A 23,935-nucleotide genomic window follows, 5' to 3' on the forward strand; every position below is an offset into this window, starting at 1 on the left:
CCATGAGTGGGGTTGATGCGGTGCAACCGGATTACCGACCGGATTACGATGTCCTGATTGTCGGGTCGGGTTTCGGCGGCAGCGTGTCCGCGCTGCGGTTGACCGAAAAGGGCTACCGCGTGGGGGTGCTCGAAGCCGGCCGTCGGTTCTCCGATGAGGACTTCGCCAAGACCTCCTGGAATTTGCGCAAGTTCCTGTGGGCGCCCAAGCTGGGCTGCTACGGCATCCAGCGCATCCACGTGTTGCGCAATGTGATGATCCTGGCCGGTGCCGGCGTGGGCGGCGGGTCGCTGAACTATGCCAACACGCTCTACGTGCCGCCGGAGCCGTTTTTCACCGATCCCCAGTGGGGCCATATCACCGACTGGCGCGCCGAATTGATGCCCCACTACGAGCAAGCCCAACGGATGTTGGGCGTGGTGCGCAACCCCACCGTCACCGACGCCGATCGCCTCGTCAAGGAGGTGGCCGACGAGATGGGGTTCGGCGATACCTGGGTGCCGACCCCGGTCGGAGTGTTTTTCGGTCCGGATGGCACCACAATGCCGGGCCGGGAGGTGCCCGATCCGTATTTCGGCGGGGCGGGACCGGCGCGCACCGGATGCCTCGAGTGCGGTTCGTGCATGACGGGCTGCCGCTACGGAGCCAAGAACACCCTGGTGAAGAACTATCTTGGTCTCGCGGAATCGGCTGGTGCGCAGGTGATTCCGATGACAACGGTGACCGGGTTCGAGCAGCGGGCCGACGGGGTGTGGGAGGTGCACACCGTGCGCACCGGGCGCTGGCTGCGCAAGCGGAAACGCAGGTTCACCGCAACGCATTTGGTGCTCGCTGCCGGCACGTGGGGCACCCAGCATCTGCTGTTCAAGATGCGCGACACCGGCAAGCTGCCCGAGCTGTCGGAGCGGCTCGGCATGCTGACCCGGACCAACTCCGAGTCGATCGTCGGCGCGGCCCGGTTACGGGTCAAACCCGACTTGAACCTGACCCACGGGGTGGCCATCACCTCCTCGATTCACCCGACCCCCGACACCCACATCGAACCGGTCCGCTACGGCAAAGGATCCAACGCCATGGGGCTGCTGCAGACCCTGATGACCGACGGGTCCGGCCCGGAGGGCACCGCCGTGCCGCGATGGCTGCAGTTGCTGTACCGGGTCGGCAAGGATCCGCGCGTCCTGCTGTGGCTGCCTCCGCGCCGGTGGAGCGAACGCACCGTGATCGTGCTGGTGATGCAGAACCTCGACAACTCGATCACCACGTTCACCAAGCGGCGGATGCTTGGCCGGCGCCGCTACACCAGCAGACAGGGCCACGGGGAGCCCAACCCGACGTGGATTCCGATCGGCAACCAGGTCACCCGCCGGATCGCCGAGAAAATCGGCGGCGTCGCCGGCGGCACCTGGGGTGAACTGTTCAACGTACCGCTAACCGCCCATTTCCTCGGCGGCGCGGCAATCGGCGACAGTCCGCAAAGCGGTGTCATCGACCCGTATCACCGGGTGTACGGCTATCCGACGCTCTCGGTTCACGACGGGGCGGCGATCTCCGCCAATCTCGGTGTCAATCCCGCGCTTTCCATCACCGCGCAAGCCGAGCGGGCGGTCTCGCTGTGGCCGAACAACGGCGAGCACGACCAGCGGCCCCGCCAGGGCGAGCCGTATCGCCGGCTGGACCCGATCCCGCCGCGGCATCCGGTGGTGCCGCCCGACGCGCCGGGCGCGCTGCGCTGGTCACCGATCGATCCGCTCAGCTCGGCCGGCTGAACTCGCCGCGGCGAACACCCTCAGGCCGCGACCGGGTCGAGTAGCGCGCCGCCGATCACCCGGCTGGGTTGCCCGTGCACATCGACGGGCACGTCGCCCATCACGGTCACCCGGTGCAGCAGCCGGTACTGGCCGTCGTAGTCGTCGACGGCCCGGTGCTGAGTCGCCCGGTTGTCCCAGATGGCCACGTCACCCGGTTCCCAGTTCCACCGAATGGTGTTCTCGGGCACTGTGATTCGCCGTTGCAGCAAATCCAGCAGCAGATGCGATTCGTGATCGTCCAACCCGAGGAACCCGCGCACGAAACCTCCTGCCAGCAGGGTGCGCTCCCCGGTCTCGGGGTGCACCCGCACCACCGGATGCTCGGTGCGAAAGTCCGGCGTCTCGAACGCCTCGCGAAACGCTTGCTCCTTGTCGGTCTGTGCTTGCGGGTGCACATAGTCGTAGTGGTTGGTGTGCAGCGCCCAGAGATTTTCCGCCAGGAGCTTGAGCGGTTCGGGTAGCGCCGCGTAGGCCGCCGCGGTGGAGGCCCACAGCGTCGACCCGCCGTAGCTGGGCAGCGTGACCGCCCGCAGGATCGAGGCCGCGGGGTAGTTGGCGGCGAAGGTCATATCGGTATGCCACCGGGTGGCTTTGCCGTACTCGGAGTTGATCGGGGTGATGATCGGTGGGCTGCCGGCGAGATACCGTCCGGCCGGGTGGGCGATCGGTGTGCCCAGCAGCCGCGCGAACGCGAGCTGCTGGTCGTCGTCGAGGTGGTGCTGGCCGCGGAAAAAGATCACCCTGTGGGCCAGCAGCGCCTGGCGAATCGCCGAGACCGTGGCCGGGCTGAGGTCCCCGCCGAGCCGCACCCCGTCGACCCGGGCGCCAATGCGGCTGCCCAGCTTCGTCACGGTCAGCGGTGTTGTCGAAGAAGAAGATGTGATGGTCGAAGGGGTCATCGTCGTTCCTTAACCCGAATGCTGCGCTGGACTGTGTAGTCATGCGACTACACCGCTTATCGGTTAGTGTAGTCATGTGACTACGGATGGCGCAACCGGGAGGCGCGCCGAAACGCCCGTCGGCCGGGAAGAGGTGGCGGCGGCCGTTCTGGCCGCTGCGGCCGACCTGTTCGCCGAGCGAGGTCCGGCCGCGACATCGATCCGCGACATCGCGGCCCGCTCGAAGGTGAACCACGGGCTGGTGTTTCGCCATTTCGGCACCAAAGACCGGCTGGTTGGGGCGGTGCTCGATCACCTCGGCCTGACGACGAGCAGGCTGGTGCAGGCCGGCGCGCCGCCGGCGGAGGTGGAGCGGGCTTTCGACCGGCATATCCGGGTGATGGCCCGGGCACTTCTCGACGGCTATCCGGCCGGGCAGCTGCAGACCCGGTTCCCCGGGGTGTCGCAACTGCTTGAGCGGGTGCGCCCGCGCTACGACGACGACCGCAGCGCCCGGCTGGCGGTCGCTCACGCGGTTGCCCTGCAACTGGGCTGGCGGCTCTTCGAGCCGTTCCTGCGCTCCGCGGCCGGCATCGACGAGATGACCGAAGCGGAGTTGCGCGAGGCGGTAAGCGCCGAGGCCGCCCGGATCGTCGAACCGCGCTGACCGCAGGTCGGGGGGCGGTCGCGGGCGCGCCCGCACGCCGCCATCAGTCCAGCTGGCTGACCGCGGGCGCGCGCGGCCTGACGAGCCGCCGGCGTGTCGGCTCCCGGCCGGGCGGCTGTTGGGGCGGCGGCAGCAACGGCACCCGCGGTTGCAGGGCAACGGTGCAGGGCGCATCCGTGCTCAGCGTGAGGTCCTCCCCGGCGTGCCGGATGGTCAGCGACCCCCCCGGCCCGTCGCGCAGGGTGTAGGTGACGTCGGCGTGGGTGACATGCACGGTGAGCCGAAACCCATGCCAGCGCAACCGAAACCGCAGATCCGAAATGCCGTCCGGCAGGGCCGGGTTCAGCGACAGCACGCCCTCATCGTCACGCACCCCGCCGAAGCCGGCGACCAGCGCAATCCAGGCCCCGGCCAGTGACGCCATGTGCAGCCCGTCGCGCGTGTTGTGGTGCAGGTCGCGCAGGTCGATCAGCGCCGCCTCGTAGGCGTAGTCATGCGCGAGGTCCAGATGCCCGACCTCGGCGCACATCCCCGCCTGGGTGCAGGCCGACAGCGACGAGTCGCGCACCGTGCGCCGTTCGTAGTAGTCGACGTTGCGGGCCTTCTGCTCGGGGGTGAATGCGCGGCTGTGCCACTGCATCGCCAGCACCAGATCGGCCTGCTTGATCACCTGCGCGGAGTACAGCCGGACATACGGCGCGTGCAGCAACAGCGGGTAGGTCGCGTTGGCTTTGAAGTCCCATTCCGCAAGGGTGGTGAAGCCCTCGCATTGCTGGTGCACGCCCAATTCCTCGTCGTAGGGAATGTGCACGGCGTCGGCGGCGTCCCGCCAGGCGGCCATCTCCTCGGTGCTGACACCCATCGCGTGGGCCGCCTCGGGGTGGCGGGTGCAGGCCTCGGCGGCGGTGCGCAGGTTGTGGGCCGCCATCAGATTCGTGAACACGTTGTCGCGGACGACGGCCGTGTACTCGTCGGGACCGGTCACCCCGTCGAGGTGCCAGACGCCGTGGCGGTCGTGGTGGCCCAATGACAGCCAGAGCCGAGCGGTTTCCACCAGCACCGCCAGGCCGCACTCCTTTTCCAGCGAGTCGTCCCCGGTGACCACCCGATAGCGCTCGAAGGCCGCCGCGATGTCGGCGTTGACGTGCCAGGCTGCGGTGCCGGCCGGCCAGTAGGCCGAGCATTCCTGCCCGCGGATGGTCCGCCACGGGAAACACGCGCCGGCAAGACCGAGTTGGGCCGCGCGCTCCTTGGCGAGGTTCAGGATCGATGCCCGCCACCGCAGCGCGTCGGCGGCCGCGCGGGGAGCGGTGTAGGTGAGCACCGGGAGAACGAATGCCTCGGTGTCCCAGAAGGCGTGCCCGTCATAGCCGGTTCCGGTGAGCCCCTTGGCCCCGATCGCGCGCCGCTCGGCGCGCGCGCTCGCCTGCAACAGGTGAAAGAGCCCGAAGCGCACGGCTTGCTGGCTTTCCGGGTCGCCCTCGACCTCGACGTCGGCGCTGTCCCAGAAGTCGTCGAGGTAGGCGCGCTGCGAGTCCAGCAGCCCCTGCCAGCCGGAATAGCGGGCGCCGGTCAGCGCGGCGGCGGCCTGGTCGCGCAGCGCCGGGCGGGACCGCAGACTCGACCAGCCGTAAGCCAGGTATTTGACGATGCGCAGTTTCTGCCCCGGGCGAAGCCCGCAGATCACCGTGGTCCGGGCCAGATCCGGGCGGGCGTCGGTGGCGACTTCGACCCGCCCGGGCACCTCGACCTCATGGTCCATCGCGGCGGCCATCATCAATCCGCTGGCCCTGGTCCGGTGCATCAGCAGCGCTCCCTGGCCGATCTGCTCGTGCTCGACGGCCTCCAGCGGGTGCTCCAAGGCGGCCGCCACCCGCGGGTCCCCCGAGAACTCCGGCTGGTCCTCGTTGGTCACCAGCTCGGATTGCACCGTGACCCGGACGAATTCGTCGAGCGCTTCCACCACGTATTCGATCGCGGCGACGGCGCGGTGCGCCAGCGACACCAGCCGGGTGGAGCGGACCTTGACCTGTTTGTCCGCGGGCGAGCGCCAGTGTGCGTGGCGGGTCAGCGTCCCGGCCCGCAGGTCGAGAACCCGCTCGTGGCTGATCAATTCGCCGTAGCGGACGTCGAACGGCTCGTCGCCGACGAACAACCGCAAAATCTTGCCGTTGGTGACGTTGACGATGGTCTGGCCGGCCTCCGGATACCCGTAGCCGGCCTCGGCGTAGGGCAGCGGGCGCACTTCATAGAACGAGTTCAAATAGGTGCCCGGCAGCCCCCACGGCTCACCCTCGTCAAGGTTGCCCCGTAACCCGATGTGCCCATTGGACAGCGCGAACACCGACTCCGATTGCGCCAGGATGTTCAGGTCCAGCCGGGTCTCGCGGACGTGCCAGGGTTCGACGGTGAAGGCTTCCTCGGTGATCATGATCGGGCCTCCAGCAGCTCGGCAAGGTCGGTCACCACGATGTCGGCGCCGTTGCGGCGCAACTCCTCGGCGTGGCCGACCCGGTCGACGCCGACGACGAAGCCGAAGTTGCCCGCCCGACCCGCCGCCACGCCCGACAGCGCGTCCTCGAACACCGCCGCCGCGCCGGGGGTGACGTCGAGCAGCTGGGCGGCGCGCAGGAAGGAGTCCGGGGCGGGCTTGCCGGCGAGGTGTTCCTCGCGGAGTGTCACCCCGTCGACGCGCTGGTGGACGAACCTGTCCAAACCGCTGGCTTCCAGCACGTCTCGGGTGTTGGCGCTGGCGGACACCACCGCCACGCGGAGGCCGGCCTCGGTGACCGCCTGCAGGTACCGCCGCGAGCCCTCGAACACCTCGACACCCTCCTCCCGCAGGGTCTTCTGGAACATGTCGTTTTTGCGGCGGCCCAGCCCGTACACCGTCTCGGCGTCGGGGGGATCATCCGGGCTGCCGTCGGGCAACCGGATCCCGCGACTGTCCAGGAATGACCGCACCCCGTCTTCACGCTTCTTGCCGTCCACGTATCGCAGGTAGTCGGTGTCGGGGTCGAAGGGGACGAACGTCTCGCCGGTGCGCTCGGCCCGCCGGGCCAGATAGTCATCGAACGTGGCCTTCCACGCCCTGGCGTGCACGCTCGCGGTGTCGGTGAGCACACCGTCGAGGTCGAACAGACAGGCGCGCACCGTATCCGGCAGACCGAGCATGCGGACCTCGCTTCCCCGGTAGGTCGGGCGACACCGCGTCACCACGCCCGCTGTGCTGGCGACGGCGATTCCCGCGGCTACGTCAGTATCACGTCGATCTCTCGATTGCGCATTCTCGGACCGAGTGCGGCGATGACGCGGGACGCCCTCGCGGGGCAGGATCGCGGCATGGGGTCAGCGAATGCACGTTCTCCCTATATACCGGACACCCGACGATCGGGAACATCGGGATAGGTGACTTCCGCGGGATGGGGCGCGGGATCGGATATGCGTCGCCGGCCGGGGTTGCCCCGGGGGCGCACACACCACCGTGAGCGCGCTACCCTCGGACGGGGCGAGAACGAGCCGCGGGGCCCTTTCGGGAGAGGTCGCCATGAGCTATCGGCACATCACCGTCGATCGTGACCGGTTCGTCACGATCTGCATGAACCGCCCCGAGCGCCGGAACGCCTTGTCTTTGGATCACATGCTGGAGTTGATCGACGCGTTTCGGGCCGCCGGGGCATCGGAGTGCAGCGGAGTTGTCCTCGCCGGCGCCGGCCCGGTGTTTTGCGCCGGCCACGACTTTGCCGACATGGTGGGCCAAGACCTGGGCTTTATGCGTCATCTTCTCGGTGTGTGCACCGAGCTGATGGCGACCATCCAGTCGATCCGCCAGCCGGTGATCGCGAAAGTCCAGGGACTGGCCACCGCGGCGGGCTGCCAGTTGGTGTGCTCGTGCGATCTGGCGGTGGCCTCGACCGGGGCCGGTTTTGCCCTTCCGGGGGGAAAGGGGGGCTGGTTTTGTCACACCCCGCTGGTCGCGGTGGCGCGCTCGATCGAGCGCAAGCGGGCGTTGGAGATGGCCTTCACCGGCGATCCCATCGATGCGCACACCGCGCTGGAGTGGGGCCTGGTCAACCGGGTGGTGCCCCCCGAGCAGCTCGATGCCGCCACCACGGAGCTGCTGACTCGCGCCACCCGGGGAAGCTTTGCCTCCAAGGCGCTGGGCAAGGCGGCGTTTTACGCCCAGGTCGACCTCGACCAGCCCAAGGCCTATGCGCACGCCGTCGAGGTGATGGCCGCGGCAAGCCAGCTTCCCGACGCCCGGGAGGCGATGGCCGCCTTTTTGGAGAAACGCCCGCCGGTGTGGGCAGAGCCGACCCCGCTGGAGCACAAACCGGCGCAGGGTGACTGACGTCCAAGCCACGAGTGGGCGGCGGGCGGATAGCGCTCGGTCCGGGTGCCAGGGGATCAGAATCGGGGGCGCTCGTGGACGCGGGCCCCGCGCGGCGGGCGCCACTAGACTCGCTGCCAATGGGCCAATCCGCTGACCTCGCCGCACCCCGTCCCGTGCTGGTCGTCGATTTCGGCGCGCAGTACGCGCAGCTGATCGCCCGGCGGATTCGGGAGGCGCGGGTGTTTTCGGAAGTCATCGGCCACACCGCCTCGATCGAGGAGATCAAGGCCCGCAGGCCGCGGGCCGTCGTGCTCTCCGGCGGGCCGGCCAGCGTGTATGCCGAGGGTGCCCCGCAGCTGGATCCGGCCCTGTTCGAGCTGGGTGTTCCGGTGTTCGGCATCTGCTACGGCTTTCAGGCCATGACCCAGGCCCTCGGCGGCACCGTCGAACGCACCGGCACCAGCGAGTACGGCCGGACCGAACTGAAAACCCTGGGCGGCGAATTGCATTCGGATCTGCCCGAGATTCAGCCGGTGTGGATGAGCCACCGGGATGCCGTCACCTCGGCACCGACCGGGTTCGAGGTGGTGGCCACCAGCGCGGGCTCGCCGGTGGCGGCCTTCGAAGACCGCCGACGGCGCCTGGCCGGGGTCCAATACCACCCCGAGGTGATCCACACCCCGCACGGCCAACACGTGCTGAGCCGGTTTCTGCACGAGTTCGCCGGGATCGGCGCCCGGTGGACCGCGGCCAACATCACCGACACCCTGGTCGAGCAGGTGCGCAACCAGATCGGCGCGGGCCGCGCGATTTGCGGGCTGTCCGGCGGGGTGGATTCCGCGGTGGCTGCCGCGCTGGTGCAGCGCGCCATCGGCGACCGGTTGACGTGCGTGTTCGTCGATCACGGCCTGCTGCGCGCCGGGGAGCGCGCGCAGGTGCAGCGCGATTTCGTGGCTGCCACCGGCGCCAACCTGGTCACCGTGGACGCGGCGGCGACCTTCCTGGATGCGCTGTCGGGGGTGACATCGCCCGAGGGCAAGCGCAAGATCATCGGTCGGCAGTTCATTCGGGCCTTCGAGGGTGCGGTGCGAGACATCCTGGGCGACAGTGCTTCTGGGGCTTCCGGGGCCGCTGGCGGAAACATCGAGTTTCTGGTGCAGGGCACGCTGTATCCGGACGTGGTGGAGTCCGGCGGCGGTAGCGGCACCGCGAACATCAAAAGCCACCACAACGTCGGCGGACTGCCCGGCGATGTGAAGTTCAAACTTGTCGAGCCGCTGCGCCTGCTGTTCAAAGACGAGGTGCGCGCGGTCGGCCGCGAGTTAGGTCTGCCGGAGGAAATCGTTGCGCGCCAGCCATTTCCGGGCCCGGGTCTGGCCATCCGGATTGTCGGCGAGGTCACCGCGCAACGGTTGGACACCCTGCGGCGCGCCGACGCGATCGCGCGCGAGGAACTGACCGCCGCCGGCCTGGACGGCCTGATCTGGCAGTGCCCGGTGATCCTGCTGGCCGACATCCGCTCGGTCGGTGTGCAGGGCGACGAGCGCACCTATGGGCATCCGATCGTGCTGCGGCCGGTGTCTAGCGAGGACGCGATGACCGCCGACTGGACCCGGGTGCCCTACGAGGTTCTCGAGCGCGTCTCGACCCGGATCACGAACGAGGTTCCCGAGGTCAATCGTGTGGTGCTGGACATCACCAGCAAGCCGCCGGCCACCATCGAATGGGAATAGCCGGGAATACCCCGGCTTCACCCCTTGACGTTGCCGGGGGAGAGGCCTTTACTCGATGGTATCGAACATTTATTCGAAAAGAGTGGCAACCCGGCTGTTGTGCCGCAGGTAGTACCGGAGGTGACGATGGCGACGGTCCCGGCCCGTGACCGGCCGGACGGCGGGGGGGCCGAGCGGCTGGGGGCGTTGCGCAGGCAGCTGGCGGCGGTGTCCGGGAAAGTGGGTGCCGGACGCTGCGGGCGCGCCGACCGGAACGTTTGCGACTCAGAAACGCGGCTGCCGATTCCGCCGGCGCTGGCGGACGTGCTGCCCGGTGCGGTGCCGCGGGGAACGGTGGCGGTGTTGTCGGGAGCCCGCTCGCTGCTGCTGAGCATGGTGGCCGCGGTCACGGCCGCGGGCGGGAACGCGGTCATTGTCGGTCAGCCCGATATCGGACTGCTCGCCGCGGTGGAGATGGGGGCGGATCTGAGCCGGGTTGCGGTGATCCCCGATCCCGGGACCGATCCGGTGGAGGTGGCCGCGGTCCTTATGGACGGGATGGATGTGGTTGTCCTCGGTTTGAGCGGACGCTCGGTGCCGCCGGCCCGGGCGCGGGCGCTGACAGCCCGTGCCCGTCAGAAGGGCTGCACCCTGCTGGTCACCGACGGCGACTGGCATGGGGCGGCGATACACCTGCAGGCCCGGGTCTGCGGCTATGAGACCACCTGCGGCACCGCCGTTCCCGGTTTCGGGCGGATCGGCGGGGTGCGGCTTCAGGTCCGCCGGGCGCGGGGACGGGCGGTCCGGGCGCCGGCGGGGTGAGGTGAGCGCGGTGGATGCGGTGGCCTCCCGGGTCCTGGCGATCTGGTGCATGGACTGGCCCGCGGTCGCCGCGGCGGCGGCCGCGGGGTTGCACCCCACGGCCCCGGTCGCGGTAAGCCTGGCCAACCGGGTGATCGCCTGTTCGTCGGCGGCGCGCTCGGCGGGGGTGCGCCGGGGGTTGCGGCGGCGGGAAGCGCTGGCCCGCTGCCCGCAGCTACACGTCGTGACGGCGGACACCGACCGCGACGCCCGCTTTTTCGAAAAGGTGATCGCGGCGGTAGACGAGCTGACGCCCCGCTTCGAGGTGCTGCGACCGGGACTGCTGGTGTTGCCGGTGCGTGGGGTGGCCCGCTTTTTCGGGTCCGAGCGGCACGCCGCCGAGCGGTTGAGCGATGCGGTGGCCGCGGTCGGTGTGGAGTGCCAGGTCGGCATCGCTGACCGGTTGCCCACCGCGGTGTTCGCCGCGCGTGCGGGCCGTGTGGTGCCGCCGGGAGAAGACGCGCGGTTCCTGTCGGCGCTGTCGATCCGCCAACTGGCCACCGAGCCCAGCTTGTCCGGACCGGGGCGGGAAGAGCTGACGGATCTGTTGTGGCGGATGGGGATTCGCACCATTGGGCAGTTCGCTGCGCTGGCGCGCACCGACGTCGCTTCCAGGTTCGGCGCCGATGCGGTGGCCGCGCACCGGCTCGCCCGCGGCGAACCGGAACGCGCGCCGTCGAGGCGGGCGCGGCCCCCGGAGCTTCACGCCGTGCTGCACTGTGATCCGCCGATCGACCGGGTCGATGCCGCAGCGTTCGCCGGGCGCTCGCTGGCCGCCACCTTGCATCGGACGTTGCTGGCCGCCGGGGTGGCCTGCACCCGGTTGGCCATTCACGCCGTCACCGCCAACGGCGAAGAGCTGCACCGGGTGTGGCGGTGCGCCGAGCCGCTGACGGAGGATGCCACCGCCGATCGGGTGCGCTGGCAGCTGGATGGGTGGCTGCACAATCGAACCGCTGCAAATTGCCCCGCAGCCCCGGTGACGTTGTTGCGGCTGCAGGCGGTGGAGGTGGTTTCCGGCGGGGCGCTGCAGTTGCCGCTATGGGGCGGCCCCGGTGAGGACGACAGGCTGCGGGCCCGCCGGGCCCTGGTGCGGGTGCAGGGCCTGCTCGGCCAGCAGGCGGTGCAGGTGCCGGTGCTCAGCGGGGGTCGCGGGCCGGCCGAGCGCATCACCTTGACCCCGCTGGGCGACCCGCCGGTGCCCCAAGCCGACCCGCGCCCGCCGTGGCCCGGTCAGCTGCCCCAGCCCTCACCGGCGGTGCTGCTCGACGATCCGGTGGAATTGCTTGACGCTCAGGGTCATCCGGTGCGGGTAACCAGGCGGGGAATGTTCTCCGCCGATCCGGCGCGGCTGATCGCCCACGGTCGAGTCGATCGGCTGCGCTGGTGGGCCGGACCCTGGCCGGTCGACGAGCGGTGGTGGGATCCGGATGGTGCGGCGGCCCCGGGTGGGCGCATCGCCCGCGCCCAGGTGCTTCTGGAGGGTGACCCGGGTACCGCGCTGCTGCTGTGCCACCGCCGGCACCGCTGGTATCTGGAGGGGCGCTACGAGTGAATCGCCGGCACAGGCGCGGCCACGGCAAAAAACTGCAAACCAAGAACTGCAAACAAAAAGCTGCAAACGTGCCACCGTCAGTGCCCGTTCGGCGAGCCCAGCCGGCGAGCGAACCGCCCAACCCGTTGGATGTAGCGGTCGAAGAACACCGGCGGATCGACATCGATACCGATCTGCGCGTTGGGCTTTCGACCCCAACAACCTAACCGGTCGACGACCGTCATGCCGCGGGTCAGGCTCCCCGTCAGCTCGACATCCACCGTCGCCGGCTGTGTGGCCACCAGTTGCGGATCCAGGGCGACCGCGGCGGCCAACGGATCATGCAGATGCGCCAGATATCCATGGCCGCGGTCCTGGTAGGCCTCGAAGTAAAACCGCATCGCGTCCTCGATCACCCGGATCAGCGGGTTGGCGGCCGCCGAGCGGCTGCCACGTTCGTCCTCCGGGCTCAGCAACCTCGTTTCCGAGCCGGCGACCGCCGCCACCCGTGCGAGCAGCTCCGGCGTCATGACGATCTTTCGGGTCAGCTCCAATCCGCACAAAATCGGAAGTTCGTGCCGCCCTTTCTCGTTCGAGACCGCAGCCCAACCGGCGAATACCTCGGCCGCGGCCTCGGGATCCACGCTGATATTGAATTCGGCGACCGCCGTGGTGTTGCCGCGGTAGTCGTAGGCCCCGCCCATGATCACCAGCCGGCGCAGCAGCCGCGGCAGCGCCGGCTCGGTGCGCAGCGCGAGCGCCAGATTGGTCAGCGGCCCGGTGGCCACGCCGATCAGCTCTCCCGGATGGCTGCGCGCCGCCCGCACCCAGGCCGTGGCGGCGTCATAGCTGGTGAGCCGGCGGTCGCCGGGTGGCAGCTCGGCATACCCTAGACCTCGCCCGCCGTGGGTTTTCTCACCGGTGCGCAGCGGACCCCGCAACGGCCCGTCGGCTCCTTGGGACACCGGTATTTCGGCGGCACGGCACACCTCGAGCAGACCGAGATTGTTGGCGCAAACCTGCTGCACCGCCGCATTGCCGGCGGTCGAGGCGATACCGACGAGGTCGGCTTCCGGACTGGCCAGCAGATACACCAATGCCAGCGCGTCGTCGACGCCGGTATCCACATCGGCGAAAACCGGGAACGCCGCGACGTTCACCGCGGCAAGGATACCGGGTGCGAGCCGCGCCGAGATCGCCGGATTACCAGTGCACCCCGGGCAGCAGACGGACCGCTTTTCTGACCGGCCCGGTAACGCGCATCCGGGGGACGGCGCGGGCCGGGCGTTTCGGCCGGCCCGGCACCGGATGTTCGACCGCGGTGTCGGGGGAAACCAGGCCGCGGGCCGCCGGCGAATCGGGGTAGCCCAGGTAGAGCTGGTGCAGGATCCACCGCGAGAGCCGCGGCGCGAGATAGTAACCGATCTCGGCGAGCGTGCCCAGCGGGGTGTCGATGCGCACCGGCTTTTCGATCAACGCCCGTACCACCATCGCGGCGGCGTGCTCGGCGCTGATCGGGCGCACCGGGTGCAGCCGCGCCGACGGCACGATCATCGGGGTGTCCACCAGCGGCATGTGGATGGTGGTGAAGGTGATGTGATCAGACACCGTCTCTGAGGCCACCACGTCGGCGAACATGTCCAGGGCGGCCTTGCTCGACAGGTACGAGCTGTAGTTGGGGTGGCGCGCCAGCACACCACCGCTGGAAACGTTGACGACGTGGCCGAAGCGACGCTCCCGCCAGTGCGGCAGCAGCGCCAGCACCATTCGGACCGCGCCGAAGTAGTTCACCGCCATCGTCCGCTCGTAGTCGTGCAGCCGGTCGGTGGAGTTGATCACCGATCGCCGGATCGACCGGCCGGCGTTGTTGACCAGGTAGTCGACATGATCGAAGCGGCCCAGGATGTCCTTGACGGTGTGCTCCACCGACGCGGTGTCGGTGAGATCGCAGGTGAAAGCATGGGCCTGACCGCCGTTCGCGCGGATCTCGGCAACCAGTTCGTCGAGCGCCGCGGCGTTGCGGGCCAGCGCGAACACCGTGGCTCCCCGCTCGGCCACCGCGATCGCCGAGGCCCGGCCGATACCGCTGGACGCGCCGGTGATGATGACGTGCTTGCCCACCAGCGGTCCGGCCGGATCATCCCGACGCGCCCGGTCCGGGTCCAGATGCTCCGCCCAGTACCGCCACAGCCGGGGCGCGTACGTCGTGAACTCTGGTACGTGGATTCCACTGCCGGACAACGCCTCCCGAGTGTTATCGGAGGTAACCGCGGGTGCGGTGTCCAGCAGGTCGAGGATCTCGGCGGGAACACCCAGCTGGGTGGCCAGCACGTCGCGGACCACTCTGGCCCGACCGCGCGCGTGAAGCAGCGGGGTCGCCGCCGCTCGCGGCAGCGACCCGCGCAGCCGCGGTAGGCCCGCAGCTTCCGCGACGGCGCGGTAGATGCCGTGCAGCCCGATGCTTTTCGGTGCGGTCAAGTGAAACGTTTGGCCGTCGCGGCCTGTGATGTGCATCAGTTCGACCATCGCGGTGACGACGTAGTCGACCGGGACGATGTTGGCGGCCCCGACGTCGGGCAGCACGACCGGGATGAACCGGGGCAACCTGGCTAGCCGGGCCAGCGCCGGGAAGACGTAATACGGTCCGCCGATCTTGTCCATCTCGCCGGTGCGGGAATCGCCGACCACCACGGCGGGCCGGTAGATCCGGTAGCGCAGCCCCGGTGTCGAGCGCACCAGCAGCTCGGCTTCGAACTTGGCGCGGTGATACGGGGTCGGCATCCGCTGGCCGACGTCGAAGTCGGCCTCGGTGTATTCACCGGCGAAATCGCCGGCCACCGCGATCGACGACACATGGTGAAGCGTGGCGTGCAGCCGCTGCGCCAGCTCGATCACGGTGCGGGTGCCGTCGACGTTGACGGCGCGCAGCTCGGCTTCACCGGCGCTGATGTCGTCAATCGCCCCGCAGTGCACCACGTGATCGACGCTCCCGAGGTCGCCGACGCCGTCCCCGGTCCACCCGAGATTAGGCTGGGTCAAATCGCCGACCAATGGTTTTACCCGCTCATCCCACTCGGCGGCGAGGCGTTCGAAGCGGCCCAGGGACCGGCGGCGCACCAGCACCCGGATCTCGGCCCCGGGTTGGGTCGCCAGCAGCCGGGACACGAGCCGGCGCCCGATGAATCCGGTACCGCCGGTAACGAGATAACGCATGCCGTCCATGGTGACGGCCGGCGGCCGCGGCCGTCAACCGAGGGTGATGCCACCGCCGGCGCGCACCGCGGGCGCTCAGTTGAAGCTGCGGATGCCGTCCCAGTCCACCAGGGTCCAACCGGCCGTCGGACTGCCGGTGATCACCACCCGGCCGACGTTGGGCAGCGGGTGGCTGGCCAGCAGGCTGTCCTTGGGGTTTTTGACGTTCATCAGGGTCCAGATCATGATCGCCGTACCGTGCGAGAACACCACCGGCTTGTTGTGGCGGCTGTCGTAGATTTTCTGGACGGCGGCGCTGAACTCGCTGTTGAACTCGTTGCCGTCGACCGATCCCGGGATCGCGTCTCGGCGGTCGCTGTTCAGCCAGTCCTTGGGGGCCAACAGATAGGTGGAGTTGGCCATCGATTGCGGTTTGTGATTAAACCAGCCGGCGTCGATTTCGCGCAGGCCGGGCAGGATTTCAACCTGTTTGCCCAGCTCCTCGGCCAGCGGCGCGGCGGTCTGCTGGGTTTCGACCATGCTGGAGGCATAGACGGCGTCATAACCGTTACGGGCGAGCTGGTGGGCGAGCTGTCGAGCCTGACCGCGGCCTTCCTCGGTGAGTTCCGGGCCGGGCACGTCGGTATCGATGATGTTCTCGGCGTTGCTGCGTGACTGGGCGTGCCGGACGAACGTCAGGGTGATGGCGCGCGGGTGCGGGGTGCCGCCGGAACAGGCGGCCACGGCTATGGTGGCGGCCAGGGTGGCGGTCAGGGCGAGGGCGGCTTTGCAGACGGTGCGAGTGGGCATGGCGATAGCCTGCCTCCCCGACGGCGATGATGGGGAGTGTTTTCGCGGTTGGGTGAAGAAAAATGACTCGAATAACCTCATCACAGGGAAAAGATATAGGAGACCCGCATGGCGATCGACCCGAATGCCGTCGGCGCGGTGACCGAGCCGATGCTCGTCGAGTGGACCGACCGTGACACCATGCTCTATGCGCTCGGGGTGGGTGCCGGCACCGCGGACCTCTCCTTCACCACCGAGAACAGCCACGGCATCACCCAGCAGGTGCTGCCCACCTATGCGGTGATTTGCTGCCCTGCTTTCGGGGCGGCGGCGAAGATCGGGTCGTTTAACTGGGCCATGCTGTTACACGGCTCGCAGGGCATCCGGTTGCACGCCCCGCTGCCGGCCGCGGGCAAGCTCTCGGTGATCTCCGAGGTCACCGACATCCAAGACAAAGGGGAGGGCAAGAACGCCATCGTCATGCTGCGCGCCCGCGGCCGTGACCCCGACTCGGGCGCCCTGGTCGCCGAAACCTTCGCCACCCTGGTCATCCGCGGTGCCGGTGGATTCGGCGGAGTGCCGGGCCGGCGCCCGGCCGCACCGGACATCCCCGACCGGGAGCCCGACGCCCGGATCGCGCTGCCCACCCGGGAGGATCAGGCGCTGATCTACCGGCTCTCCGGTGACCGCAACCCGCTGCACAGCGACCCCTGGTTTGCCAGGGAGATGGCCGGCTTTCCCAGGCCGATCATGCACGGGCTGTGCACGTACGGTTTCGCCGGTCGCGCGCTGGTCGCCGAACTCGCCCAGGGGATCGCCGCCAACATCACCTCAATGGCCGCCCGGTTCAGCGCCCCGGTGTTTCCCGGCGAGACGCTGACCACGTTGATCTGGCGCACGCAACCGGGCCGGGCGGTGTTTCGCACCGAGGCGGCCGCGCCCGATGGCGCCGATGGGGCCGCGCGGGTGGTGCTCGACGACGGTACCGCGGAATACACGGCGACATAGGCGACATAACTGGCGACAGAACAGGATTGACGGTTCGCCGTCGACCACGACGTCGGCTCGGGTAGCTTGTTGGCCCATGGACATCGCGCTGCGTCCGGGCACCCCCGATGACGCCGGGATTTGCGGACGGATTTGCTACTCGGCGTTCCGCTCGATCGCCGCCGCGCACAATTTCCCCACGGACTTCCCCACGCCGGAGGCCGCGATCGAAACCTTGGCGCAGCTGTTTGCGCACCCGGGCTTTTATTCGGTCGTCGCCGAAGCCGAGGGCCGGATTGTCGGGAGCAATTTCCTCGACGAGCGTGGCCAGGTCTGCGGAGTCGGCCCGGCCTCGGTGGATCCCGCCGTGCAGAACCGTGGCATCGGCCGCCGGCTGATGCTGGACGTCATGCGCCGCGGCGCGGCCCGGGGCGCACCGAGTGTGCGGCTGTTGCAAATCGCCTATCACAATCGTTCACTGGCCCTGTATGCCACGCTGGGGTTCGAGGTGCGCGACCTGCTGGGCTGCCTTCAAGGGCCGCCACCGCGAGTCGAAATCCCCGGCTATCGGGTCCGTCAGGCCACCCCGGCCGATCTCGACGCCTGCAACACCTTATGCCGCGCAATCCACGGACACGACCGGGGCGGCGAGCTTGCGGACGGCATTTCTCTGGGCACGGCGATGGTCGTCGAACACGGCGGACGGATAACCGGCTATGCCAGCGGGATCGGCCTGTACAACCACGCGGTCGGGGAGTGCAACGAGGCTCTCAAGGCCCTTATCGCCTCGGCCAAGCGGATCGAGAGCACCGGTGTCCTGGTGCCCACCACCAATGCCGAGCTGTTCGGGTGGTGCCTGCGTAATGGCCTGCGGATCGTGGACCTACGGACCCTGATGACCACCGGGCTCTACTCCAGCCCACGCGGCGCCTACCTGCCGGCCATCCTCTACTGAGGGCACGAGTAAGGGCACGCCCTCCAGCCCCGGGTGATCGGCCGGGCGGGTCTACTTCGCGAACAGCAAAACCGACTCCCGGCTCAGCGCTTCCAGACGAGCCACCGCCGTTTGGATACCCCGGGCCAACTCCTCCACATCGGGTGCCGCGTCGTAGTCGGCGGTGATACCGAACACCAGGTCGTCGGCGTAGCTCAGCACGGCGATCCCGGTACGCAGCCGCAACGCGATCGGCGGGATCGGCAGCAACCGCACCACCGTGCGGTCCATCATCCGCAGCCGGCGCCGTGGCCCGGGAACGTTGGTCGCCAGCGCCACGACGCCGCGTTGCGGCAGCCGCGTCAGCAGTCGAATCATCAACGAGGACACCACAAACGGAACGTGATTGGCGGCTGTGACGAGGACGTGGGCGGCGTGGCGCTGCCCACCCTGCTTGGCGCGGCGCAACCGGCTGTGCACGACACGCAACTGCTGAATCGGGTCGTCCTGCTCGACGGGCAGGTGCGGCAGCATGATCGAAATGCGGTTGCCGGGCTCCTCCAGCGCGTCCGGCGGGCGCACCGAGACCGGCACCAGGGTGCGCAGCGTATTCGCGCGCGGCTGCTCGCCGCGATGCAGCAAAACCTCCCGGAAGCCCTCGGTGATCGCCGCGAGGGCAACGTCGTTGATCGTCACGCCGAACTTGCGGCACACCCGCTCGACGTCGGCGAGGGGGACCCGGACCGCGCGGTAGCGCCGCATCGCGGTGACCGGGCCCACCAGCGAAGACCCGCCCGCCGGGCGCATCAGGGCGCCGGCGATTTCCGCGGTGCCGCTGACCGCGCGCGCGGCGGCGGCGGTGACGGCGCCGGCGGCCCGCCAAAACTCGTCGAGCGGCTTGCGTGGGGCGGCGTCGGGCACCGGCCGCAGCTGCACGGGGGGTCGTGCGGCCCGGCTCGGGCCGAGGTGGTGGGTGAAGACGGGGCCGTCGGCGTCGTCACACAGCCGGGTGAGGATGCGGGTCGCCGAGATCCCGTCGGCGACACAGTGATGGATCTTGATCAGGATCGCCCACCGGTTGCCCTGCAGCCCCTCGATGATCCAACATTCCCAGAGCGGGCGGTCCCGGTCCAGGCGCCGCTCCAACACGTCTCCGACCACCCGAAACAGCTCCGGGTCACCGCCGGGCCGGGGAAGCGCCACCCGGCGCAGGTGACGAGCGAGGTCGAAGCCGGGATCGTCGACCCACTTGGGGGCGCCCACGTCGAAGGGATGCGTCCGCAGCACCTGGGTGCCCCGGGGTATCGCGCGAATCCGTTCTGCCAGTACAGTTTTAAACCGGTTGTCGCTGGGGGCGGAGCCCTCGATGATGGCGATCCCGCCGATCGCCAGGCTCACGCGGCGGTCGGAGTCTTCGGCCATCAGGAAACCGGCGTCGAGCGTTTTGAGGTGCTCCATGACCGGTCACCACCGTTGCCTGTGGGAATGGGTAGTGGCTTCGAGTATCCGCCGTCAATCCCCCGCGAGATGTAGCCGGAAGATTAAATCTTCTAAACAGCTGTTTTGCGGTGGTGTGGCAGCGCCGCCGCGGGGCCGGCCTCGTTAATCGAACGTATATTCGATACACTGTGGGCGCTGTGGGCTGGAGCAACGGACCACCGAGCTGGGCGGAGATGGCGCGGGTGCTCGACGGCAAGCCGCGCCGCGCCGGCGCGCCGCCTGTGGGTGAGCCGGGCGATGATGCGCCGTTCTCGCGCCGGCGCGCGGGCGGCGAGCCGCCGGGCGTTGGCCGAAGGGAACGCTCGCCGGTCGCCTACGCCGAGCTGCACGCGCATTCGGCGTTCAGCTTTCTCGACGGGGCCAGCACCCCGGAGGAGCTGGTGCAGGAGGCCGCCCGGCTGGATCTGCGCGCCCTCGCGCTGACCGACCACAACGGCCTGTACGGGGCGGTGCGGTTCGCCGAAGCGGCCGCAGAACTGGACATTCGCACCATATTCGGCGCCGAGCTGTCCCTGGGGCACGGTGCTCGCACCGACGGGCCGGATCCGCCGGGCCCGCACCTGTTGGTGCTGGCCCGCGGCCCGGAAGGCTATCGCCGGTTGTCGCGCCAGCTGGCCGCCGCGCACCTGGCCGGCGGTGAAAAGGGCAAGCCGCGCTTTGATTTCGACGCGCTCTCCGACGCCGCGGGCGGGCACTGGCACGTTCTGACCGGCTGTCGCAAAGGCCATGTCCGCCAAGCACTTTCCAAGGGCGGGCCGGAAGCCGCCGCCGCGGCGCTGGCGGAGCTGGTGGACCGGTTCGGCGCGAAGCGGGTCAGCGTCGAGCTGACCCATCACGGCCATCCACTCGACGATGAACGGAACGCGGCGCTGGCGGCGTTGGCGCCACGCTTCGGCGTGGGAGTGGTCGCGACCACCGGCGCGCATTTCGCCGACCCGTCACGGGCCCGGCTGGCGATGGCCATGGGCGCGATCCGGGCCCGGCAGTCCCTGGACTCCGCCGCCGGGTGGCTGGCTCCGCTGGGTGGCTCGCATCTGCGGTCCGGTGCGGAGATGGCACGGCTGTTTTCCTGGTGTCCCGAGGCGGTGACCGCCGCGGCCGAACTCGGCGAGCTGTGCGCCTTCGGGCTGGCGCTCATCGCCCCGCGGCTGCCGCCGTTCGGCGTGCCGACAGGGCACAGCGAAAACAGCTGGCTGCGTGCGCTGGTGAGGGCCGGGGCGCTGCGGCGCTACGGACCGCCCGAGCGGGCGCCGCGGGCCTACGCGCAGATCGAGCACGAGCTGCAAGTCATCACACAACTGAGGTTTGCCGGCTACTTCCTGATCGTGCACGACATCACCCGGTTCTGCCGGGAAAACGACATCCTGTGTCAGGGCAGGGGCTCGGCGGCCAACTCCGCGGTCTGCTACGCCCTCGGCATCACCGCCGTCGACCCGGTGGCCAACGAGCTGCTGTTCGAGCGCTTCTTATCGCCCGCGCGCGACGGGCCGCCCGACATCGACATCGACATCGAGTCGGACCGGCGGGAAAAGGTCATCCAATACGTCTATGACACATACGGCCGGGACCATGCCGCGCAGGTCGCCAACGTCATCACCTACCGGGAACGGATCGCGGTGCGCGACATGGCCCGTGCGCTGGGCTTCGGGCAGGGCCAGCAGGACGCCTGGAGCAAACAGATCGGCCGCTGGAACGGGCCGGCCGGATCACCCGACGTCGAGGGCATCCCCGAGCAGGTGATCGAATTGGCGACCCAGATCCGGAATCTGCCGCGGCACCTGGGCATCCACTCGGGCGGCATGGTGATCTGCGACCGCCCGATCGCCGACGTGTGCCCGGTGGAGTGGGCACGCATGAAGGACCGCAGCGTCCTGCAGTGGGACAAAGATGATTGTGCGGCAATCGGTTTGGTGAAGTTTGACCTACTCGGGCTGGGTATGCTCTCCGCGCTGCACTACGCCATCGACCTGGTGGCCGAACACCAGGGCGTGGAGGTGGATCTGGCCCAGCTCGACCTTTCCGAGCCGGCGGTGTACGAGATGCTGGCCCGCGGTGATTCCGTCGGGGTGTTCCAGGTGGAGTCCCGGGCACAGATGGCCACCCTGCCGCGGTTGCGGCCGCGGGTGTTCTACGACCTGGTGGTCGAGGTCGCGCTGATCCGTCCCGGACCCATTCAGGGCGGCTCGGTGCATCCGTATATCCGGCGGCGCAACGGCATCGACCCGGTGGTCTACGACCATCCATCGATGGTGCGAGCGTTGCGAAAGACGTTGGGGGTTCCGCTGTTTCAGGAACAGTTGATGCAGCTCGCGGTGGACTGCGCGGGGTTTTCCGCTGCCGAGGCCGATCAGCTGCGCCGCGCCATGGGGTCCAAGCGCTCGGCGGAGCGCATGCAGAGGCTCCGCCGCCGGTTCTACGAGGGCATGCGCCGGCTGCATAACGCCCCCGACGAGGTGATCGACCGGGTATACGAAAAGCTGGAGGCCTTCGCCAATTTCGGCTTTCCGGAAAGCCACGCGCTGAGCTTCGCGTCGCTGGTGTTCTACTCGGCGTGGTTCAAGCTGCACCACCCCGCGGCGTTCTGCGCGGCGCTGCTGCGGGCCCAGCCGATGGGCTTTTATTCCCCGCAGTCACTGGTGGCCGACGCCCGTCGCCACGGCGTGGTGGTGCACGGCCCCGATGTCAACGCCAGCCTGGCGCACGCCACCCTGGAGAACGCCGGGACGGAGGTGCGACTGGGGCTGGGCGGTGTCCGCCATATCGGGGACAAGCTGGCCGAGAAGCTGGTCGAGGAGCGAAAAGCTCACGGGCCGTTCACGTCTTTGTTGGATTTGACGTCTCGGGTGCGGCTTTCCGAAGCCCAGGCCGAGGCGCTGGCGACCGCCGGGGCGCTGGGCTGCTTCGGGATGTCCCGGCGTGAGGCGCTGTGGGCGGCCGGGGCGGCGGCCGCGGAGCGGCCCGACCGGTTGCCCGGTGTGGGCTCGTCGCCGCACATCCCGGCGCTGCCGGGGATGAGCGAGCCGGAGCTGGCCGCCGCCGACGTGTGGGCCACCGGCGTCTCCTGCGGCAGTTTCCCCACGCAGTTCCTGCGGGCGGATCTGGATGCGCTGGGGGTGCTGCCCGCCGACAAGCTGCCCAGCGTGCCCGACGGCGAGCGCGTGCTGGTCGCGGGGGCGGTGACCCATCGGCAGCGGCCCGCCACGGCCCGGGGGGTGACGTTTCTCAACCTCGAGGACGAAACCGGGATGGTCAATGTGCTCTGCACGCCGGGGGTGTGGGCGCGCCACCGTAAGCTGGCGCAGACGGCGCCGGCGCTGGTGATCCGCGGCCGGGTTCAAAACGCCAGCGGCGCCGTCACCGTCGTGGCCGAGAGACTTGACGGCATCCGGCTGACGGTTGACTGCCGCTCACGGGACTTTCGCTGACAGTTGCATCACCGGGACCCCGGGCTGGGCAACGGTGGCCTAGGGCAAGCCTGCCGGTGACGCCTTGCGCGCGTTCGCCGGTCATCGGGTGACCGGAGCCGGGAACTGGAAAATGTAGTCTCCAGCCATGACCTTGAACCTGTCCGTCGACGACGTTCTCACCACCACCCGCTCGGTCCGCAAACGCCTTGACCTCGACACGCCGGTAGCACGGGAGCTGCTGATGGAATGCCTTGAGCTAGCGCTGCAAGCGCCCACGGGGTCCAACGCGCAGGGCTGGCAATGGGTGTTCGTCGACGACGCCGACAAGAAAAAGGCGATCGCCGATATCTACCTGGCCAACGCCACGGGCTACCTCAGCCTGCCCCCGCCGGAATACCCCGAGGGGGACAGCCGCCGCGAGCGGATGCCGCTCATCCGCGATTCCGCGAGATATCTGGCCGAGCACATGCACCGGGTGCCGGTGCTGATGATCCCGTGCCTGCGGGGCCGGGTGGAGCAGGCACCGCCGGGGCAGAGCGCGTCATTCTGGGCGTCGCTGTTTCCGGCGGTGTGGAGTTTTTGCCTGGCGTTGCGCTCCCGCGGGCTCGGGTCGTGCTGGACGACGCTGCACCTGCTGGGCGACGGCGAAAAGCGGGCCGCGGAGATCGTGGGGATCCCCTTCGAGGAGTACAGCCAGGGCGGGCTGCTTCCGATCGGCTACACCAAGGGCACCGACTTCAAGCGCGCCAAGCGGCTGCCGGCGCGGCAGGTCACGCACTGGAACACCTGGTAGCCCTCAAGTCGCCCCGGCGTAACCGTGCTGGCGCCACGCCTCGTAGACGGCGACCGCGGCGGCGTTCGAGAGGTTCAACGACCGTCGGCCCGCCAGCATGGGGATCCGCACCCGTTCGGTGATGTGGGCGTCGGCCAGGGTCACCGCATCCAGCCCGCAGGGCTCCGGCCCGAACATCAGCACGTCACCCGCCCGGTAGCCGACCTCGGTGAACAGCGTGGCCGCATCGGTGGTGAACGCGAAAACCCGCGCCGGCGACAACGCCTCCCAGGCGGCCTCGAGGGAGGGATGAACGGTGACCGACGCCAGGTCGTGATAGTCCAGCCCGGCCCGGCGCAGCTTGGCTTCCGAGAGCTCGAAGCCCAGCGGCTCGACCAAGTGCAGCTCGCAGCCCGTGACGGCCGCCGTCCGGATGGCATTGCCGGTGTTGGGTGCGATGCGCGGGGAGTAAAACAGCAGCCGGAACACCCATCGATCATGGCAGTCGAGCACACCCGTCGGCGGTGGCGAGTTGCCACACCCGGCTCTCGGGGTGCGGGC

At 69.2% G+C, this 23,935-nt stretch carries 18 protein-coding genes; 10 read left to right on the forward strand and 8 right to left on the reverse strand.

From position 1 onward, the window contains the following. Nucleotides 1-2 precede the first annotated feature (2 nt). On the forward strand, nt 3-1,766 hold the full coding sequence (locus QJR12_RS10785; RefSeq protein ID WP_300581806.1) for a GMC family oxidoreductase: 1,764 nt from the start codon (nt 3-5) through the stop codon (nt 1,764-1,766). Between the two features lie 20 nt (nt 1,767-1,786). On the opposite strand, the gene QJR12_RS10790 is transcribed toward QJR12_RS10785, so the two are convergent. Further along, nucleotides 1,787-2,707 (reverse strand): TauD/TfdA family dioxygenase, encoded by a 921-nt coding sequence (locus QJR12_RS10790; protein ID WP_300581808.1) that lies wholly within the window; start codon nt 2,705-2,707, stop codon nt 1,787-1,789. Nucleotides 2,708-2,783: 76 nt separating this feature from the next. Here QJR12_RS10790 and QJR12_RS10795 point away from each other — a divergent pair, with 76 nt between their 5' ends. Continuing rightward, entirely contained in the window at nt 2,784-3,353 is a 570-nt protein-coding gene (locus tag QJR12_RS10795) for a TetR/AcrR family transcriptional regulator (protein WP_300581811.1), read from the forward strand. A 43-nt stretch (nt 3,354-3,396) separates the two neighbouring features. Here the strand turns inward: QJR12_RS10795 and QJR12_RS10800 are convergent, their stop codons facing one another. Both QJR12_RS10800 and QJR12_RS10805 read right to left on the reverse strand, forming a co-directional pair. Next, complete coding sequence (locus tag QJR12_RS10800) at nt 3,397-5,784, reverse strand: glycoside hydrolase family 65 protein (protein WP_300581814.1); 2,388 nt, start codon at nt 5,782-5,784, stop codon at nt 3,397-3,399. Further along, nucleotides 5,781-6,527, reverse strand: a complete 747-nt coding sequence (locus QJR12_RS10805; RefSeq protein WP_300581816.1) for a beta-phosphoglucomutase family hydrolase — start codon at nt 6,525-6,527, stop codon at nt 5,781-5,783. The genes QJR12_RS10800 and QJR12_RS10805 overlap by 4 nt, the downstream gene beginning before the upstream one ends. A gap of 373 nt (nt 6,528-6,900) precedes the next feature. On the opposite strand from QJR12_RS10805, the gene QJR12_RS10810 reads away from it, so the two are divergent. The 4 genes from QJR12_RS10810 (at nt 6,901) to QJR12_RS10825 (ending at nt 11,814) form a co-directional block, all read left to right on the forward strand. Then, nucleotides 6,901-7,704, forward strand: coding sequence for an enoyl-CoA hydratase-related protein (locus QJR12_RS10810; protein WP_300581819.1), 804 nt, complete (start codon nt 6,901-6,903; stop codon nt 7,702-7,704). Nucleotides 7,705-7,823: 119 nt separating this feature from the next. Then, the gene (gene guaA / locus QJR12_RS10815; RefSeq protein ID WP_300581822.1) at nt 7,824-9,419 is read left to right on the forward strand and encodes a glutamine-hydrolyzing GMP synthase; all 1,596 of its coding nucleotides are present in this window, start codon (nt 7,824-7,826) and stop codon (nt 9,417-9,419) included. A 126-nt stretch (nt 9,420-9,545) separates the two neighbouring features. Beyond that, entirely contained in the window at nt 9,546-10,220 is a 675-nt protein-coding gene (locus tag QJR12_RS10820; RefSeq protein WP_300581825.1) for a hypothetical protein, read from the forward strand. 49 nt (nt 10,221-10,269) lie between these two features. Continuing rightward, nucleotides 10,270-11,814 carry a DNA polymerase Y family protein gene (locus QJR12_RS10825; protein WP_300582429.1) on the forward strand — a complete coding sequence of 515 codons (1,545 nt, stop codon included), beginning with the start codon at nt 10,270-10,272 and terminating at the stop codon, nt 11,812-11,814. A gap of 77 nt (nt 11,815-11,891) precedes the next feature. Here QJR12_RS10825 and QJR12_RS10830 read toward each other — a convergent pair whose 3' ends face one another. From QJR12_RS10830 to QJR12_RS10840, 3 genes are all read right to left on the reverse strand, one after another. Then, nucleotides 11,892-12,953: a nucleoside hydrolase gene (locus QJR12_RS10830; RefSeq protein WP_300581828.1), complete on the reverse strand. Its 1,062-nt coding sequence runs from the start codon at nt 12,951-12,953 to the stop codon at nt 11,892-11,894. Nucleotides 12,954-12,996: 43 nt separating this feature from the next. Continuing rightward, nucleotides 12,997-15,006, reverse strand: coding sequence for an SDR family oxidoreductase (locus tag QJR12_RS10835; protein ID WP_300581830.1), 2,010 nt, complete (start codon nt 15,004-15,006; stop codon nt 12,997-12,999). Nucleotides 15,007-15,081: 75 nt separating this feature from the next. Then, the gene (locus QJR12_RS10840) at nt 15,082-15,795 is read right to left on the reverse strand and encodes a histidine phosphatase family protein (RefSeq protein ID WP_300581833.1); all 714 of its coding nucleotides are present in this window, start codon (nt 15,793-15,795) and stop codon (nt 15,082-15,084) included. Between the two features lie 108 nt (nt 15,796-15,903). Here QJR12_RS10840 and QJR12_RS10845 point away from each other — a divergent pair, with 108 nt between their 5' ends. Together QJR12_RS10845 and QJR12_RS10850 are read left to right on the forward strand one after the other, a co-directional pair. Further along, nucleotides 15,904-16,782, forward strand: a complete 879-nt coding sequence (locus QJR12_RS10845) for a MaoC/PaaZ C-terminal domain-containing protein (RefSeq protein ID WP_300581836.1) — start codon at nt 15,904-15,906, stop codon at nt 16,780-16,782. A 76-nt stretch (nt 16,783-16,858) separates the two neighbouring features. Further along, nucleotides 16,859-17,716 carry a GNAT family N-acetyltransferase gene (locus QJR12_RS10850; RefSeq protein ID WP_366526303.1) on the forward strand — a complete coding sequence of 286 codons (858 nt, stop codon included), beginning with the start codon at nt 16,859-16,861 and terminating at the stop codon, nt 17,714-17,716. Nucleotides 17,717-17,767: 51 nt separating this feature from the next. On the opposite strand, the gene QJR12_RS10855 is transcribed toward QJR12_RS10850, so the two are convergent. Then, nucleotides 17,768-19,153, reverse strand: a complete 1,386-nt coding sequence (locus QJR12_RS10855) for a wax ester/triacylglycerol synthase family O-acyltransferase (RefSeq protein WP_300581840.1) — start codon at nt 19,151-19,153, stop codon at nt 17,768-17,770. A gap of 179 nt (nt 19,154-19,332) precedes the next feature. Between QJR12_RS10855 and QJR12_RS10860 the strand changes: the two genes are divergently transcribed. Together QJR12_RS10860 and QJR12_RS10865 are read left to right on the forward strand one after the other, a co-directional pair. Beyond that, entirely contained in the window at nt 19,333-22,620 is a 3,288-nt protein-coding gene (locus tag QJR12_RS10860) for an error-prone DNA polymerase (protein WP_300581843.1), read from the forward strand. A 127-nt stretch (nt 22,621-22,747) separates the two neighbouring features. Then, the gene (locus QJR12_RS10865; protein ID WP_300581846.1) at nt 22,748-23,395 is read left to right on the forward strand and encodes a nitroreductase family protein; all 648 of its coding nucleotides are present in this window, start codon (nt 22,748-22,750) and stop codon (nt 23,393-23,395) included. A 3-nt stretch (nt 23,396-23,398) separates the two neighbouring features. Here the strand turns inward: QJR12_RS10865 and QJR12_RS10870 are convergent, their stop codons facing one another. After that, nucleotides 23,399-23,863 (reverse strand): tRNA (cytidine(34)-2'-O)-methyltransferase, encoded by a 465-nt coding sequence (locus QJR12_RS10870; protein ID WP_300581849.1) that lies wholly within the window; start codon nt 23,861-23,863, stop codon nt 23,399-23,401. Between the last annotated feature and the right edge of the window lie 72 nt (nt 23,864-23,935).

It is taken from the genome of Mycobacterium sp., assembly GCF_029961025.1.
In the GTDB taxonomy this organism is placed as follows: Bacteria; Actinomycetota; Actinomycetes; order Mycobacteriales; family Mycobacteriaceae; genus Mycobacterium.

Excerpts from the sequence above, each read along its gene's own strand:
- QJR12_RS10785 (WP_300581806.1), top strand. The coding sequence starts at position 3 with ATGAGTGGGGTTGATGCGGTGCAACCGGATTACCGACCGGATTACGAT.
- QJR12_RS10790 (WP_300581808.1), bottom strand. The coding sequence starts at position 2,707 with ATGACCCCTTCGACCATCACATCTTCTTCTTCGACAACACCGCTGACC.
- QJR12_RS10800 (WP_300581814.1), bottom strand. The coding sequence starts at position 5,784 with ATGATCACCGAGGAAGCCTTCACCGTCGAACCCTGGCACGTCCGCGAG.
- QJR12_RS10805 (WP_300581816.1), bottom strand. The coding sequence starts at position 6,527 with ATGCTCGGTCTGCCGGATACGGTGCGCGCCTGTCTGTTCGACCTCGAC.
- QJR12_RS10810 (WP_300581819.1), top strand. The coding sequence starts at position 6,901 with ATGAGCTATCGGCACATCACCGTCGATCGTGACCGGTTCGTCACGATC.
- guaA (WP_300581822.1), top strand. The coding sequence starts at position 7,824 with ATGGGCCAATCCGCTGACCTCGCCGCACCCCGTCCCGTGCTGGTCGTC.
- QJR12_RS10820 (WP_300581825.1), top strand. The coding sequence starts at position 9,546 with ATGGCGACGGTCCCGGCCCGTGACCGGCCGGACGGCGGGGGGGCCGAG.
- QJR12_RS10825 (WP_300582429.1), top strand. The coding sequence starts at position 10,270 with ATGGACTGGCCCGCGGTCGCCGCGGCGGCGGCCGCGGGGTTGCACCCC.
- QJR12_RS10835 (WP_300581830.1), bottom strand. The coding sequence starts at position 15,006 with ATGCGTTATCTCGTTACCGGCGGTACCGGATTCATCGGGCGCCGGCTC.
- QJR12_RS10840 (WP_300581833.1), bottom strand. The coding sequence starts at position 15,795 with ATGCCCACTCGCACCGTCTGCAAAGCCGCCCTCGCCCTGACCGCCACC.
- QJR12_RS10845 (WP_300581836.1), top strand. The coding sequence starts at position 15,904 with ATGGCGATCGACCCGAATGCCGTCGGCGCGGTGACCGAGCCGATGCTC.
- QJR12_RS10850 (WP_366526303.1), top strand. The coding sequence starts at position 16,859 with ATGGACATCGCGCTGCGTCCGGGCACCCCCGATGACGCCGGGATTTGC.
- QJR12_RS10855 (WP_300581840.1), bottom strand. The coding sequence starts at position 19,153 with ATGGAGCACCTCAAAACGCTCGACGCCGGTTTCCTGATGGCCGAAGAC.
- QJR12_RS10865 (WP_300581846.1), top strand. The coding sequence starts at position 22,748 with ATGACCTTGAACCTGTCCGTCGACGACGTTCTCACCACCACCCGCTCG.